The organism is Streptococcus sp. 5004 (assembly GCF_013276755.1).
Classification (GTDB): domain Bacteria; phylum Bacillota; class Bacilli; order Lactobacillales; family Streptococcaceae; genus Streptococcus.
In genome coordinates this window covers 1-16,246 of record NZ_VMLP01000011.1, presented here as the reverse complement: position 1 = coordinate 16,246, position 16,246 = coordinate 1, and the positions used below count along the sequence as shown (strand labels likewise).

The 16,246-nt window shown below is 40.3% G+C and carries 17 protein-coding genes; 16 read left to right on the top strand and 1 reads right to left on the bottom strand.

Annotated features, from left to right (window positions below):
* Positions 1-118: 118 nt before the first annotated feature.
* From glmU to HT685_RS04240, 7 genes are all read left to right on the top strand, one after another.
* On the top strand, positions 119-1,498 hold the full coding sequence (gene glmU, locus HT685_RS04270; protein ID WP_173226473.1) for a bifunctional UDP-N-acetylglucosamine diphosphorylase/glucosamine-1-phosphate N-acetyltransferase GlmU: 1,380 nt from the start codon (positions 119-121) through the stop codon (positions 1,496-1,498).
* A 9-nt stretch (positions 1,499-1,507) separates the two neighbouring features.
* A complete protein-coding gene (locus tag HT685_RS04265; RefSeq protein WP_125454427.1) occupies positions 1,508-2,053 on the top strand; it encodes an NUDIX hydrolase in 546 nt (181 codons plus the stop codon).
* An 11-nt stretch (positions 2,054-2,064) separates the two neighbouring features.
* The gene (gene macP, locus HT685_RS04260) at positions 2,065-2,379 is read left to right on the top strand and encodes a cell wall synthase accessory phosphoprotein MacP (RefSeq protein ID WP_000517867.1); all 315 of its coding nucleotides are present in this window, start codon (positions 2,065-2,067) and stop codon (positions 2,377-2,379) included.
* Positions 2,380-2,395: 16 nt separating this feature from the next.
* Complete coding sequence (locus tag HT685_RS04255) at positions 2,396-3,088, top strand: 5'-methylthioadenosine/adenosylhomocysteine nucleosidase (protein ID WP_173226475.1); 693 nt, start codon at positions 2,396-2,398, stop codon at positions 3,086-3,088.
* A 76-nt stretch (positions 3,089-3,164) separates the two neighbouring features.
* On the top strand, positions 3,165-3,656 hold the full coding sequence (gene rocS / locus HT685_RS04250) for a chromosome segregation protein RocS (RefSeq protein WP_000021242.1): 492 nt from the start codon (positions 3,165-3,167) through the stop codon (positions 3,654-3,656).
* A 257-nt stretch (positions 3,657-3,913) separates the two neighbouring features.
* The gene (locus tag HT685_RS04245; RefSeq protein ID WP_049524933.1) at positions 3,914-4,504 is read left to right on the top strand and encodes a 3'-5' exonuclease; all 591 of its coding nucleotides are present in this window, start codon (positions 3,914-3,916) and stop codon (positions 4,502-4,504) included.
* An 8-nt stretch (positions 4,505-4,512) separates the two neighbouring features.
* Positions 4,513-6,276 carry a glycerophosphodiester phosphodiesterase gene (locus HT685_RS04240; RefSeq protein WP_049524932.1) on the top strand — a complete coding sequence of 588 codons (1,764 nt, stop codon included), beginning with the start codon at positions 4,513-4,515 and terminating at the stop codon, positions 6,274-6,276.
* A gap of 131 nt (positions 6,277-6,407) precedes the next feature.
* Here HT685_RS04240 and HT685_RS04235 read toward each other — a convergent pair whose 3' ends face one another.
* Complete coding sequence (locus tag HT685_RS04235; protein WP_173226477.1) at positions 6,408-6,836, bottom strand: DUF6556 family protein; 429 nt, start codon at positions 6,834-6,836, stop codon at positions 6,408-6,410.
* A gap of 138 nt (positions 6,837-6,974) precedes the next feature.
* Between HT685_RS04235 and HT685_RS04230 the strand changes: the two genes are divergently transcribed.
* From HT685_RS04230 to HT685_RS04190, 9 genes are all read left to right on the top strand, one after another.
* Positions 6,975-8,117, top strand: a complete 1,143-nt coding sequence (locus HT685_RS04230; protein WP_173226479.1) for a cysteine desulfurase family protein — start codon at positions 6,975-6,977, stop codon at positions 8,115-8,117.
* A gap of 8 nt (positions 8,118-8,125) precedes the next feature.
* Positions 8,126-9,340: a tRNA uracil 4-sulfurtransferase ThiI gene (gene thiI / locus HT685_RS04225; RefSeq protein WP_173226481.1), complete on the top strand. Its 1,215-nt coding sequence runs from the start codon at positions 8,126-8,128 to the stop codon at positions 9,338-9,340.
* A gap of 135 nt (positions 9,341-9,475) precedes the next feature.
* Complete coding sequence (locus HT685_RS04220; RefSeq protein ID WP_120770027.1) at positions 9,476-10,300, top strand: alpha/beta hydrolase; 825 nt, start codon at positions 9,476-9,478, stop codon at positions 10,298-10,300.
* 21 nt (positions 10,301-10,321) lie between these two features.
* Positions 10,322-11,062 (top strand): esterase family protein, encoded by a 741-nt coding sequence (locus tag HT685_RS04215; RefSeq protein WP_173226483.1) that lies wholly within the window; start codon positions 10,322-10,324, stop codon positions 11,060-11,062.
* Positions 11,063-11,074: 12 nt separating this feature from the next.
* Positions 11,075-12,241 (top strand): ATP-grasp domain-containing protein, encoded by a 1,167-nt coding sequence (locus HT685_RS04210; RefSeq protein ID WP_173226485.1) that lies wholly within the window; start codon positions 11,075-11,077, stop codon positions 12,239-12,241.
* A gap of 301 nt (positions 12,242-12,542) precedes the next feature.
* Positions 12,543-13,412, top strand: coding sequence for an aquaglyceroporin Gla (gene gla / locus HT685_RS04205; RefSeq protein ID WP_173226487.1), 870 nt, complete (start codon positions 12,543-12,545; stop codon positions 13,410-13,412).
* Between the two features lie 124 nt (positions 13,413-13,536).
* Positions 13,537-14,262 (top strand): CppA N-terminal domain-containing protein, encoded by a 726-nt coding sequence (locus tag HT685_RS04200; RefSeq protein WP_173226489.1) that lies wholly within the window; start codon positions 13,537-13,539, stop codon positions 14,260-14,262.
* Positions 14,259-15,194: a serine hydrolase domain-containing protein gene (locus HT685_RS04195; RefSeq protein ID WP_173226491.1), complete on the top strand. Its 936-nt coding sequence runs from the start codon at positions 14,259-14,261 to the stop codon at positions 15,192-15,194. The genes HT685_RS04200 and HT685_RS04195 overlap by 4 nt, the downstream gene beginning before the upstream one ends.
* 8 nt (positions 15,195-15,202) lie before the next feature.
* Positions 15,203-16,099 carry a DMT family transporter gene (locus HT685_RS04190; protein ID WP_173226493.1) on the top strand — a complete coding sequence of 299 codons (897 nt, stop codon included), beginning with the start codon at positions 15,203-15,205 and terminating at the stop codon, positions 16,097-16,099.
* Positions 16,100-16,246: the final 147 nt, after the last annotated feature.

Here is a 16,246-nt window from a genome sequence, read left to right as displayed (position 1 = left end):
AAAAAATACTCAAAAAATGGGTTAAGGAAAGGACTTTGGAGCATTTTTTCATTCAAGGGCGCGGAATGATTTGAAATATGGTATAATAAAAGGGAATTTCTACAGAAAAGAGAAGATTATGCCAAATTATGCCATTATTTTAGCAGCGGGTAAAGGGACTCGCATGAAATCTGATTTGCCAAAAGTGTTGCACAAGGTTGCGGGTATTTCTATGCTGGAACATGTTTTCCGTAGTGTGGGAGCTATCCAACCTGAAAAGACAGTAACAGTTGTAGGACACAAGGCAGAATTGGTTGAGGAGGTCTTGGCTGGACAGACAGAATTTGTGACTCAATCTGAACAGTTGGGGACTGGTCATGCGGTTATGATGACAGAGCCTATCTTAGAAGGTTTGTCAGGTCACACCTTGGTCATTGCAGGAGATACTCCTTTAATCACAGGTGAAAGCTTGAAAAACTTGATTGATTTCCACATCAATCATAAAAATGTGGCCACTATCTTGACTGCTGAAACAGATAATCCTTTTGGTTATGGGCGAATTGTTCGTAATGACAATGCTGAGGTTCTTTGCATCGTTGAGCAGAAGGATGCTACAGATTTTGAAAAGCAAATCAAGGAAATTAACACTGGAACTTACGTTTTTGACAACGAACGTTTGTTTGAGGCTTTGAAAAATATCAATACCAACAATGCTCAAGGTGAATACTATATTACAGATGTCATTGGCATTTTCCGTGAAGCTGGTGAAAAAGTTGGTGCTTATACTTTGAAAGATTTTGATGAGAGTCTTGGGGTAAATGACCGTGTGGCTCTTGCGACAGCTGATTCAGTTATGCGTCGTCGAATCAATCATCAGCACATGGTCAATGGGGTCAGTTTTGTCAATCCAGAAGCAACTTATATCGATATTGATGTTGAGATTGCGCCTGAAGTTCAAATCGAAGCCAATGTTACCTTGAAGGGGCAAACGAAGATTGGTGCTGAGACTGTTTTGACAAATGGAACGTATGTAGTGGATAGCACTATCGGAGCAGGAGCGATCATTACCAATTCTATGATTGAGGAAAGTAGTGTTGCAGACGACGTGACAGTCGGTCCGTATGCCCACATTCGTCCAGGTTCAAGTATCGCTAACCAAGCACATATTGGAAACTTTGTTGAGGTGAAAGGTTCTTCTATCGGTGAGAATACCAAGGCTGGTCATTTGACTTATATCGGAAACTGTGAAGTGGGTAGCAAGGTTAATTTCGGTGCAGGAACCATTACAGTCAACTATGATGGCAAAAACAAATACAAGACAATCATTGGCAACAATGTCTTTGTTGGTTCGAATTCAACCATTATTGCGCCAGTTGAGTTAGGTGACAATTCTCTTGTTGGTGCTGGTTCAACTATTACTAAAGACGTGCCGGCGGATGCTATTGCTATTGGTCGCGGTCGTCAGGTCAACAAAGACGAATATGCAACTCGCCTTCCTCATCATCCTAAGAATCAGTAGGAGTCTGTCATGGAATTTGAAGAAAAAACGCTTAGTCGAAAAGAAATCTATCAAGGACCAATATTCAAACTGGTCCAAGATCAGGTTGAATTACCAGAAGGCAAAGGAGTTGCCCAACGGGATTTGATTTTCCACAATGGAGCTGTCTGTGTTTTAGCAGTAACGGATGAGCAAAAACTTATCTTGGTCAAGCAGTACCGCAAAGCCATTGAGGCTGTCTCTTACGAAATTCCAGCAGGAAAATTGGAAGTAGGAGAAAATACAGACCCTATAGCAGCAGCTCTTCGAGAATTAGAGGAAGAAACAGCCTATACAGGGAAATTAGAACTCTTGTATGATTTTTACTCAGCCATTGGCTTTTGTAATGAAAAATTAAAACTATACCGAGCAAGCGATTTGACGAAAGTGGAAAATCCGCGTCCGCAGGATGAAGATGAGACCTTGGAAGTCCTTGAAGTTAGCTTAGAGGAAGCCAAGGAATTGATCCAATCAGGTCATATCTGTGATGCCAAGACCATTATGGCTGTTCAATACTGGGAATTGCAGAAAAAATAGAGGAGGTCAGTATGGGTAAACCTTTATTAACGGATGAAATGATTGAAAGAGCTAATAGAGGCGAAAAAATTTCAGGTCCTCCTTTGCTAGATGATAATGAGGAGACTAAGATTTTACCAACCTCTTCTTCCCGTTTTGGTTATGCCAATCCTAAGGGGCATGGCTTTAGCCAGGAAACCTTGAAGATTCAGGTCGAACCGTCTATTCATAAAAGCCGTCGCATTGAAAATACCAAGAGAAATGTCTTCAATTCTAAACTGAATAAAATCTTATTCGCAGTCATCTTTCTCTTGATTTTGCTTGTCTTAGCAATGAAACTGTTGTAATCGAAAAGGAAATGAAATGAAAATAGGAATTATTGCGGCTATGCCAGAAGAACTGGCTTATTTGGTCCAGCATTTAGAAAATGCCCAAGAGCAAGTTGTTTTAGGCAATACCTATCATACAGGCACCATTGCCTCGCATGAAGTCGTTCTTGTAGAAAGTGGAATTGGTAAGGTCATGTCTGCTATGAGTGTGGCAATTTTGGCTGATCATTTCCAAGTGGATGCTTTGATTAACACGGGATCAGCTGGAGCAGTGGCAGAGGGTATTGCTGTTGGGGATGTTGTGATTGCTGACAAATTAGCCTTTCATGACGTGGATGTCACAGCTTTTGGCTATGCCTATGGACAAATGGCGCAACAACCTCTTTATTTTGAATCAAACAAAACCTTTGTTGCCAAAATCCAAGAGAGTTTATCTCAATTGGATCAAAACTGGCATCTTGGTTTGATTGCTACAGGAGATAGTTTTGTTGCAGGAAATGACAAGATCGAAGCGATTAAATCTCATTTCCCAGATGTTTTGGCTGTTGAGATGGAGGGAGCAGCTATTGCTCAAGCAGCGCATGCCCTTAATCTTCCAGTTTTAGTCATCCGAGCTATGAGTGACAATGCCAACCATGAAGCAAACATCTCTTTTGATGAGTTTATTATCGAAGCTGGACGTCGCTCTGCCCAAGTCTTATTAGCCTTTTTGAAGGCCTTAGATTAAGCGGAAATTTGACAGTTTTTCTAGCTTATGATAAGATTTAAGTAAAGAAAAGCTAGAAAACGTTTCAGAGGATATTATGAGTATTGAAATGACCGTCAGTGAGATTGCAGAGGTCTTAGGATTATCTCGCCAAGCAATCAATAACCGTGTCAAAGAATTACCAGAAGAAGACACAGATAAAAATGACAAAGGGGTAACAGTAGTTACCAGAAGTGGCTTGATTAAGCTAGAAGAAATCTATAAAAAAACGATTTTTGAAGATGAGCCTGTCAGTGAGGATGTCAAGCAACGTGAACTGATGGAGATTCTGGTTGATGAGAAGAATGCAGAAATTCTCCGCCTTTATGAACAATTAAAAGCCAAGGATCGTCAGTTATCAGAAAAAGACGAGCAGATGCGTATCAAAGACCGTCAGATTGCTGAGAAAGACAAACAACTCGATCAGCAGCAACAATTGACCCTTCAAGCCATGAAGGATCAAGAAAATCTTAAGCTAGAGCTGGACCAAGCAAAAGAAGAAGTCCAATCCACTAAGAAAGGCTTTTTTGCTCGTTTATTTGGAGGATAATCAAGGAGCTGTTTAGGTTAAATGCTAACCTAATGGCTTCTTTTATTTCTAATCTAAATAGTATAGTTGCTCAATTAATACTCAATGAAAATCAAAGAGCAAACTAGGAAGCTAGCCGCAGGCTGCTCAAAGCACTGCTTTGAGGTTGTAGATAAGACTGACGAAGTCAGTTACATATATCTACGGCAAGGCGAAGCTGACGCAGTTTGAATTTGATTTTCGAAGAGTATAAAATAACAGTATAGGAGAGGTAGAAAATGGAACGATTAGAAGATTACATTGCTTTTGACTTAGAATTTAATCAGCATGAAGGACAAACACACTTGATTCAAGTATCGGCAGTGCGTTTTAGAGATGGTCGGGAAATCGACGCCTATGATTCCTATGTCCATACTAGTGTGCCTCTAAAAAGTTTTATCAATGGTTTGACTGGGATTACAGCCGAGACCTTAAAAGATGCTCCTCCAGTGGAGGAAGTCATAAAAGAATTCCAAGAGTTTGTGGGTTCTTTACCCATGGTAGGCTACAATGCTGCTAAAAGTGATCTACCTATTTTAGCGGATCATGGTTTAGATTATAGCCAGCAGTATAAGGTGGATTTGTATGATGAAGCTTTTGAACGTCGCAGTTCGGATTTACATGGTATTGCCAATCTCAAATTGCAAGCTGTTGCCTCGTTTCTTGGATTTCAAGGTCAGTCCCATAATAGCTTGGAGGATGCTCGGATGACGGCGCGTGTTTACGAGTCCTTCCTAGAGTCAGATCAAGCTAGAGAATTGTTAGAGGCAGAAAGTAGCTTATCAAACAATCCTTTTGGCAGCTTGGACTTGTCTCAATTATTTGACTAGGAGTGCCTATGAAACCTGAAAAACCTAAAAATCTAGGTTTTAGGAAAATCTACTTTAATCTAGATAAAATTCTCTTTCTCTTTTTCTTGATATTCATGATGATTGAGTTTGTCTGGTTACCACTTAATTCTTGGATTGCTGGACTGTTACTCCGTCAGACAGGCTATCTCTTTCTTTCCTACAACAATATTTTTGCCATTATAAAAGGGTCGCCATTTGTTAGTCTTGCTTTATTTGTTTTGGTAATTGCTAATTTACTGATTGCCTATTACCAGATAGGACTTCTCTTTATCGGAGCTCGCCATCTCCTCTATCATGAAAGGAGGACCTTGCTGGAGTACAGTCGCAAGGTCTTTCGTCAAAGTTTCTTGTTTATGAAGCAAGTGACGATTTCAAAAATGGCCTTTATTTTCTTTTATGTCATGATGCTCTTTCCATTGATTCGAAAGATTTTAAAGATTTATTACCTCAATAAAATTGTCATTCCGGAATTCATAGTAGCCTATGTAGAAGATAAGTACTGGTTGGTCGGTTTGGTAATCACTGTTCTAGCCTTGTTGCTGTTTTACATTTCAATACGTTTGATGTTTGCCCTACCCCAGCTTTTATTTGAGAAAAAAACAGTCAAAGAAGCAGTCAAATACAGTCTAGAAAAGACAAGAAAGCACTCCTGGTTTTATATTTGGAACTTACTCTGGATTATCGTCAAAACCTACCTATTTTTCATTCTTTTATTGATTCCAATATTAGCAAGTCAGGCACTGATGGATGGTCTGACTCATAAGGAATCTCTTGTACTGGGAATTCTTAACTTTGTCTTGATTAAGAATTTCCACTATATGGCCTTGACTTACTTTCTCATTAAATTTGTTTCCTTCTTAACAGGAGAAGAACTAGAAATTACACCAAGGAGAAAGAAAGACCACTGGATGAGATGGGGAGTGATGGGCTGTGCTTGTATCTTTTTCACTCTTGAGGGTTATGTTTATTTAGAAGCTCCAGTCGCCAATAAACCTTTAATCATTTCTCATAGGGGAGTATCCAATAAGAATGGTGTGCAAAATACCGTCCAATCACTAGAAAAAACCGCTCAGTTATCTCCAGATTTCGTTGAGACAGATGTTCAGGAAACAAAAGATGGCCAGTTTGTCATGATGCATGATGCCAATATCAAGAACCTGACAGGAGTTAATGCCAATCCACAGGATCTAACTTTGAAAGAATTAACCAAACTTGATATTTCAGAAAATGGTTATCATAGCAAGGTGTCCAGTTTTGATGACTATCTCAATAAAGCCAATGAATTGCATCAAAAACTCCTTATTGAGATTAAGACCAGTCGAAAAGATAGCCCAGATATGATGAAACGCTTTATGGGAAAATATGGAACTGTTCTTAAGCAGAATGGTCACCAAATGCAGTCCTTAGACTACCATGTGATTGACCAAGTGTTAGCCTACGATTCACAAATTCCAGTCTATTTCATCCTACCTTACAATAGTATTTTTCCAAGAACCAAGGCTACAGGTTACACTATGGAGTATTCAACTTTAGATGAAAATTTTGTCAACAAGCTTTGGAATACCGATCAGAAATTGTACGTTTGGACCATTAATAGTTCAGAGTCCTTTGATAAATCAGTTCAATTGGGAGCAGATGGCATGATAACAGATGACTTGGAAATGATTCAAGATCAAGTTACCATTGCTCAAGAAGACCCAGAGTATACTGAATTGCTTTTCAAACAGGCCATGGAATTTTTTAATTTTTAGTAATCAAAAAGAGGTTGAGCCAAAAAAAACCTCTAAAATAGTAAAAAAACGAGCATTGTATCAGTTGGATATGCTCGTTTTTTTAGTGATTTTATTTGGAAGCTAGTTTTTGCCCAGCCTCATTTTACTGGCTATTGAGTAGTTTTACTTTCTGAAGTTGGGGTATTGGACTGTTTTTCATTTTCAGCGGCAGGTTTACTTGGAGTAGGAGTGGAAGAATCCTGAGTTGATGTTTTCTGATCTTCTTTTTTCTCTTCCTTGACACTAGATTTTGGTGTTTCTTCTTGTTGTGTTTTTTCTTGAGAAGTGTTATTTTCCTTATTAGGACTAGTGTTTTCCTGAGGGGATTCCTTTTGAATTTCTTTGACAATGGTTGTCGTCTGGCTTGTCGTAGGTTCTTTTTTAGTATTTTTATTATTATCCAAGGCATTCATGATAGTGATACTTGCGGTAATTAAGCCGAGGATACTACCGATAGTGGCAACAGTTTTTTGAAAGACCGTGAAGCCTTTTTTGATGTGTTCTGTTTTTGGTTTTGAAGTTCTACGATAATTAGACATATATTCTCTCCTTTAATTAAAATTTATTATACCTCATTTCTTTAAAAAAATCTTAAAAAAAGAGGAATTGCCCTTTCTTGTCGCAAGCTCCGTTTCATGATACAATAGAAGGAGTGATTTTAGAAAGCGTGAGAAAACATGATTTACTTTGATAATTCGGCGACGACCAAGCCTTATCCTGAAGCCCTTGAAACCTATATGCAGGTGGCTTCAAAAATTTTAGGAAATCCATCTAGTCTCCATCGTTTGGGAGACCAGGCAACACGAATTTTAGATGCTTCCCGTCAACAGATTGCAGATTTAATCGGTAAGAAAAGCGATGAAATCTTCTTTACTTCTGGTGGGACAGAAGGAGATAACTGGGTCATCAAGGGTGTGGCCTTTGAAAAGGCTCAGTTTGGTAAGCACATCATTGTATCAGCCATTGAACATCCGGCAGTCAAAGAGTCAGCCCTCTGGTTGAAAAGTCAAGGATTTGAAGTGGATTTTGCTCCAGTTGATAACAAAGGATTTGTGGATGTTGAAGCTCTAGCAGATTTGATAAGACCTGATACGACCCTCGTTTCCATCATGGCTGTAAACAATGAAATCGGCTCTGTTCAGCCCATTGAGGCTATTTCAGAACTCTTGGCAGATCAGCCGACTATTTCCTTCCACGTTGATGCTGTTCAGGCACTTGCTAAAATTCCGACTGAAAAGTATCTGACAGAACGAGTGGATTTCGCGACCTTCTCTAGTCACAAGTTTCACGGAGTTCGAGGTGTTGGATTTGTCTATATCAAGTCTGGCAAGAAGATTACCCCTCTTTTAACAGGTGGTGGTCAGGAGCGTGATTATCGCTCGACAACTGAAAATGTGGCAGGGATTGCAGCGACAGCCAAGGCTCTCCGTTTGTCTATGGAAAAGCTAGATTTCTTTACTAGTAAGACAGGACAGATGAAGGCAGTGATTCGCCAAGCTCTTTTAGATTATCCAGATATATTTGTCTTTTCAGATGAGGAAGACTTTGCCCCTCATATCCTGACTTTTGGAATCAAGGGTGTTCGTGGTGAGGTCATTGTTCACGCCTTTGAAGACTATGATATTTTCATCTCAACGACCTCGGCTTGTTCGTCCAAGGCAGGAAAACCAGCCGGAACCCTGATTGCCATGGGAGTGGATAAGGATAAGGCCCAGTCAGCTGTGCGCCTTAGTCTAGACCTTGAAAATGATATGAGTCAGGTCGAGCAGTTTTTGACCAAGTTAAAATTGATTTACAATCAAACTAGAAAAGTAAGATAGGAGCATTCATGCAGTATTCAGAAATAATGATTCGCTACGGTGAGTTGTCAACCAAGGGCAAAAACCGTATGCGTTTCATCAATAAACTTCGCAATAATATTTCAGACGTTTTGTCTATCTATCCCCAAGTTAAGGTAACAGCAGATCGCGACCGTGCCCATGCTTATCTCAATGGAGCTGATTACACAGCAGTAGCAGAATCGCTCAAACAAGTTTTTGGAATTCAAAATTTTTCTCCAGTATATAAGGTAGAAAAATCTGTAGAAGTTCTGAAGTCTGCTGTCCAAGAGATTATGAAAGATATCTACAAGGATGGCATGACCTTTAAGATTTCTAGCAAGCGTAGCGACCACAACTTTGAACTCGACAGTCGTGAACTCAATCAAACACTTGGAGGGGCTGTATTCGAAGCTATTCCAAATGTGCAGGCTCAAATGAAGAGTCCTGATATCAATCTCCAAGTAGAGATTCGAGAAGAGGCAGCCTACCTTTCTTATGAAACTATTCGTGGGGCTGGTGGTTTGCCAGTTGGAACTTCAGGTAAAGGGATGCTTATGTTGTCAGGAGGGATTGATTCACCTGTAGCAGGTTATCTTGCTCTTAAGCGTGGGGTGGATATTGAGGCTGTTCACTTTGCTAGTCCACCATATACTAGTCCCGGTGCCCTCAAGAAAGCGCAGGATTTGACCCGTAAATTGACCAAGTTTGGCGGCAATATCCAGTTTATCGAGGTGCCTTTCACTGAGATTCAAGAGGAAATTAAGGCCAAGGCGCCAGAAGCCTACCTCATGACCTTGACGCGTCGTTTTATGATGCGGATTACTGACCGTATTCGTGAGGTACGAAATGGTTTAGTTATCATCAATGGGGAAAGTCTTGGTCAAGTAGCCAGTCAAACTCTTGAAAGTATGCAGGCTATTAACGCTGTGACCAACACTCCCATCATCCGTCCAGTTGTGACAATGGATAAGTTGGAAATCATTGACATCGCCCAGGAAATTGATACCTTTGACATTTCAATCCAGCCTTTTGAAGACTGTTGTACTATTTTTGCACCTGACCGTCCGAAAACAAATCCTAAGATTAAGAATGCAGAGCAGTACGAAGCGCGTATGGATGTTGAAGGCTTGGTTGAGCGAGCAGTGGCTGGGATTATGATCACTGAGATTACACCTCAAGCCGAAAAAGATGAAGTCGATGACTTGATTGACAATCTGCTCTAATCAGAAAATCCAAAAGAATAGCGAAAATCAGTAAAAAAAGTTAGTTTTTTCTCTAAAAATAGGTGAAAAACTGACTTTTTTTCTATTTTTATGATATAATGAGATAAAATTTTGAATATAGAGAGTTTTCTGACAATGAATCAATCCTACTTTTATTTAAAAATGAAAGAACACAAACTCAAGGTTCCTTATACAGGTAAGGAACGCCGTGTACGTGTTCTTCTTCCTAAAGATTATGAGAAAGATACGGATCGTTCTTATCCTGTTGTTTACTTTCATGATGGGCAAAATGTCTTTTATAGTAAGGAATCTTTTATTGGTCACTCGTGGAAGATTATCCCAGCTATTAAACGAAATCCGGATATCAGTCGCATGATTGTCGTTGCCATTGACAATGATGGCATGGGGCGGATGAATGAGTATGCGGCTTGGAAGTTCCAAGAATCTCCTATTCCGGGGCAGCAGTTTGGTGGTAAAGGGGTGGAGTATGCTGAGTTTGTGATGGAGGTGGTCAAGCCTTTTATTGATGAGACCTACCGTACCAAAGCTGATCGCCAGCATACGGCTATGATTGGTTCCTCACTAGGAGGAAATATCACCCAGTTTATCGGTTTGGAATACCAAGACCAAATTGGTTGTCTAGGGGTCTTTTCATCTGCTAACTGGCTCCACCAAGAAGCATTTAACCGTTATATCGAGCGACAGAAACTATCGCCTGACCAGCGCATCTTCATCTATGTAGGAACAGAAGAAGCAGATGATACAGACAAGACCTTGATGGCTGGTAATATCAAACAAGCCTATATCGACTCGTCGCTACGCTATTACCATGATTTGATAGCAGGGGGAGTTCATCTGGATAATCTTGTACTGAAAGTTCAGTCTGGTGCCATCCATAGTGAAATTCCTTGGTCGGAAAATTTACCAGATTGTTTGAGATTTTTTGCAGAAAAATGGTAAAGTAAGAAAGGAAAAAACGAAATGAATATTGAACATCTTAGCCACTGGAGTGGCAATCTTAACCGTGAAATGTACCTCAACCGTTATGGACATGCTGGGATTCCAGTTGTGGTCTTTGCTTCATCAGGTGGTAGTCACAACGAATACTATGATTTTGGCATGATTGATGCCTGTGCTTCCTTGATCGAAGAAGGTCGTGTCCAGTTCTTTACCCTATCCAGTGTAGATAGTGAGAGCTGGTTGGCCACTTGGAAAAATGGTCACGACCAAGCAGAGATGCACCGTGCCTACGAACGCTATGTGATTGAGGAGGCTATTCCTTTTATCAAGCATAAAACAGGTTGGTTTGATGGCATGATGACGACAGGTTGCTCCATGGGCGCCTACCATGCAGTCAACTTTTTCCTCCAGCATCCAGATGTCTTTACCAAGGTGATCGCTCTTAGTGGTGTTTACGATGCACGTTTCTTTGTCGGCGATTATTACAATGATGATGCCATTTACCAAAACTCGCCAGTAGATTATATCTGGAATCAGAACGATGGCTGGTTTATCGACCGTTACCGTCAGGCAGAGATTGTGCTTTGTACGGGACTTGGTGCCTGGGAACAAGACGGTCTACCATCTTTCTACAAGCTCAAAGAAGCTTTTGATCAGAAACAAATTCCAGCTTGGTTTGCTGAATGGGGACACGATGTCGCTCACGACTGGGAATGGTGGCGCAAACAAATACCTTATTTCCTCGGCAATCTCTATTTATAAAAGGAGCTACCTATGAATTACCTTGTTATTTCTCCCTATTATCCGCAAAATTTTCAACAGTTTACTATCGAACTAGCCAATAAAGGCATCACAGTCTTGGGAATTGGTCAAGAACCTTACGAGCAATTGGATGAGCCCTTGCGCAATAGCTTGACCGAGTATTTCCGTGTAGACAATCTTGAGAACATAGACGAAGTCAAACGAGCAGTTGCTTTTCTCTTTTATAAACATGGCCCAATTGACCGCATCGAGTCCCACAATGAATATTGGCTTGAGTTGGACGCAGCACTCAGAGAACAATTTAATATTTTTGGTGCCAAACCAGAGGATCTCAAAAAGACTAAATTTAAGTCTGAAATGAAGAAACTTTTCAAAAAAGCAGGTGTTCCTGTGGTACCTGGAGCTGTTATCAAGACGGAAGCAGATGTTGATCAAGCAGTGAAAGAAATCGGTCTTCCAATGATTGCCAAACCTAATAATGGAGTGGGAGCAGCCGCAACCTTTAAGCTTGAGACAGAAAACGATATCAATCACTTCAAGCGAGAATGGGACCATTCGACCGTTTATTTCTTTGAGAAATTTGTCACTTCCAGTGAAATTTGTACCTTTGATGGTCTTGTGGACAAGGATGGAAAGATTGTCTTTTCAACGACCTTTGACTACGCCTATACACCGCTTGATCTCATGATGTACAAGATGGACAATTCTTACTATGTGCTCAAGGATATGGACCTCAAACTGCGCAAGTATGGTGAGGCTATTGTTAAGGAATTTGGGATGAAAGAACGTTTCTTCCATATTGAGTTCTTCCGTGAGGGAGACGATTTTATCGCTATTGAGTACAATAACCGCCCTGCAGGTGGTTTCACTATCGATGTTTATAACTTTGCGCATTCTTTAGACCTCTATCGTGGCTATGCAGATATTGTTGCAGGAGAGGAGTTCCCAGCGTCAGAATTTGCATCTCAGTATTGTTTGGCTACATCACGTCGTGCAAATGCCCATTATGTCTATTCTGAGGAGGACTTGCTTGCCAAATACAGCCATCAGTTCAAGGTTAAGAAAATCATGCCAGCGGCCTTTTCAGAACTTCAAGGAGATTACCTGTATATGCTGACAACTCCGAGTCGACAAGAAATGGAGCAGATGATTGCAGATTTCGGACAACGTCAAGAATAAGAACTCTCGGATTAAGGAAATTCACTCCCTTAATCCTTTTGCTTTTTTATACTCTTCGAAAATCTCTTCAAACCACGTCAGCGTCGCCTTATCGTAGGTATGGTTACTGACNNATCTACAACCTCAAAACGGTGTTTTGAGTAGCCTGCGGCTAACTTCCTAGTTTGCTCTTTGATTTTCATTGAGTATTACAATAAATAAAATCGCTTTTTTATATAATCTTTTGGGAAAGTAGTTGCTAAAAGATATAAAAATTGATAGAATAAGAATTATCTAAAAAATTTTAAGGAGAATCTAGCAAATGGATTTCACATGGGCACTGAAGTATGCCACTGAATTTTTGGGAACTGCCATTTTGATCATTCTTGGGAATGGTGCAGTTGCCAACGTTGAACTTAAAGGTACGAAAGGTCACCAAAGTGGCTGGATCGTCATCGCTGTTGGTTATGGTATGGGGGTTATGATCCCAGCCTTAATGTTTGGTAACGTATCTGGGAACCACATCAACCCTGCCTTCACTCTAGGACTTGCAGTTAGCGGTCTTTTCCCTTGGGCACAAGTGGTACCTTACATTATCGCGCAAGTATTGGGGGCTATCTTTGGTCAAGCCTTAGTTGTGGCAACACACCGTCCATTCTACTTGAAAACTGAAAACCCAAATAACATCTTGGGAACTTTCTCAACTATTTCAAGTATTGACCATGGTACAAAAGAAAGTCGCTATGCAGCAACTGTCAATGGTTTGATTAACGAGTTTGTTGGTTCATTTGTTTTGTTCTTTGCAGCTCTTGGTTTGACTAAAAACTTCTTTGGTGCTGAAGTGCTTCAATACATGAAACAAATGGCAACACAAGCAGGACAAACAGTTGATTTTTCTGACTTGGCTATTAAAGCACAGGTTGCTCCACACACTGCTTCAGGACTTTCAGTAGCTCACTTGGCACTTGGTTTCCTTGTTATGGCTTTGGTAACATCACTTGGTGGACCTACAGGACCTGCCTTGAACCCAGCCCGTGACTTGGGACCACGTCTCCTTCATGCTTTCCTTCCAAAATCAGTTCTTGGTGAGCACAAAGGTGATTCAAAATGGTGGTATTCTTGGGTACCGGTAGTAGCACCTATCGCAGCAGCAATTGCGGCAGTAGCTATCTTCAAATTCCTTTACCTATAAGAAATTGAAACCGAGGAAAGCCTCGGTTTTTTAGATGAAATTTTTATGAAAAATCGGTAAATTTGAGCATAATATCTTGTAAAAAATTCTAAAATCCTTTAAAATAAAAGAGTTGGAGGAATTTATGAATGTAAATCAGATTGTACGGATTATTCCTACTTTAAAAGTTAATAATAGAAAATTAAATGAAACATTTTATATCGAAACCCTCGGCATGAAGGCCTTGTTAGAAGAGTCAGCCTTTTTGTCATTAGGGGATCAAACGGGTCTTGAAAAGCTGGTTTTAGAAGAAGCTCCAAGTATGCGTACTCGTAAGGTAGAGGGAAGAAAAAAACTAGCTAGATTGGTTGTCAAGGTGGAAAATTCCATGGAAATCGAAGGACTCTTATCTAAAATAGATTCGATTCATCGATTATATAAAGGTCAAAATGGCTATGCTTTTGAAATTTTCTCTCCAGAAGATGATTTGATTTTGATTCATGCGGAAGATGATAGAGCTAGTCTAGTAGAAGTAGAAGAAAAGCCTGAATTTCAAACAGATTTGGAATCAAGTTCTTTGAGTAAATTTGATATTTCTATGGAATTACATCTCCCAACTGATATCGAAAGTTTCTTGGAATCATCTGAAATTGGGGCATCCCTTGATTTTATCCCAGCTCAGGGGCAAGATTTGACTGTGGACAATACAGTTACTTGGGACTTGTCTATGCTCAAGTTTCTGGTCAATGAACTAGATATAGCAAGTCTTAGCCAGAAGTTTGAGTCTACCGAATATTTTATTCCTAAGTCTGAAAAATTCTTCCTTGGAAAAGATCGAAATAATGTTGAATTGTGGTTTGAAGAAGTATGAAGTGGACCAAGATTATTAAAAAAATAGAAGAACAAATCGAGGCAGGGATTTATCCCGGAGCCTCTTTTGCGTATTTTAAGGACAATCAATGGACGGAGTGCTATTTAGGACAGAGTGACCCAGAGCATGGCTTGCAGACAGATGCAGGACTAGTTTATGACCTAGCCAGTGTCAGCAAGGTTGTTGGGGTTGGTACAGTTTTTACCTTTTTGTGGGAAAAAGGTCAATTAGATATTGATAGGCCTGTAACAGATTTTTTAGCTGAGAGTGATTATCCAGACATCACTATTCGCCAGCTCTTGACTCATGCTACAGATCTTGATCCTTTTATTCCCAATCGTGATCTTTTAACAGCCTCAGAATTAAAGGAAGCCATGTTTCATCTCAACAGACGAAGTCAGCCTGCCTTTCTTTATTCGGATGTTCATTTTTTGCTTTTAGGTTTTATTTTGGAAAGAATCTTTAATCAAGATTTGGATGTGATTTTACAGGAGCAAGTTTTTAAACCTTGGGGAATGACGGAAACCCAATTTGGTCCTGTTGAGTTTGCTGTTCCAACAGTCAGAGGTGTAGAGGCAGGTCTGGTACATGATCCCAAGGCTCGCCTTTTGGGCAGACACGCTGGTAGTGCCGGTTTATTTTCGACAGTAAAGGATTTACAAATCTTTTTAGAACACTATTTAGCAGATGATTTTGCAAGAAATTTGAGTCAAAATTTTTCTCCTTTGGATGACAAGGAACGTTCTTTAGCATGGAATTTGGAAGGAGATTGGCTAGACCATACGGGCTATACAGGTACCTTTATCATGTGGAATCGTCAGAAGCAAGAAGCGGTCATTTTCCTATCGAATCGTACCTATGAAAAGGATGAGAGGGCTCAATGGATTGTAGACCGCAATCAAGTGATGGACTTGATTCGCAAAGAAGAGTAAGGAGAGACATGTCAAATAGTTTAAAAGGGACTCTATTAACAGTTGTGGCTGGGATTGCTTGGGGCTTGTCAGGAACGAGTGGCCAATACCTGATGGCACACGGAATTTCGGCTCTGGTTTTGACCAACTTGCGTCTTTTAATCGCTGGTGGAATTCTCATGCTCTTGGCTTATGCTACTGCAAAGGATAAAATGCTGGCCTTTTTAAAGGATAGAAAGAGCTTGCTGTCTCTTCTTATTTTTGCTCTGATTGGTCTCTTCCTCAACCAATTCGCCTATCTAACTGCTATTCAGGAAACCAATGCAGGAACTGCGACGGTGCTTCAGTACGTTTGTCCTGTCGGGATTTTGATTTATAGCTGTATCAAGGATAAGGTGGCGCCGACACTAGGAGAGATTGTTTCTATCATATTAGCTATCGGAGGAACCTTCCTGATCGCAACTCATGGGCAGTTGGACCAGTTATCTATGACACCTGCAGGTCTGTTCTGGGGTCTCTTTTCTGCTCTGACTTACGCACTTTATATCATTTTGCCCATAGCCTTGATTAAGAAGTGGGGGAGCAGTTTGGTCATTGGTGTGGGAATGGTCATAGCAGGTTTGGTCGCCCTTCCTTTTACAGGAGTTCTACAGACTGCTATCCCAACAAGTCTTGATTTTCTCCTTGCTTTTGCAGGTATTATCCTTATCGGGACTGTCTTTGCCTATACAGCCTTTCTAAAAGGAGCCAGTCTGATTGGGCCGGTTAAGTCAAGTTTGTTGGCTTCAATTGAACCAATCTCGGCGGTTTTCTTTGCTTTCCTAATTATGAATGAACAATTTTATCCTATTGATTTTCTTGGTATGGCAATGATTTTAATTGCAGTCACTTTGATTTCGTTGAAAGATTTATTGTTAGAGAAATAAAAAAGACTCTTTGTCCGTGACAGAGAGTTTTTGCGTAGTATTTTATACTAAATGAAAATCAAAGAGCAAAATAGGAAACTAGCCGCAGGCTGTACTTGAGTACGGCAAGGCGACGTTGACACGTTTTGAATTTGATTTTCGAAGAGT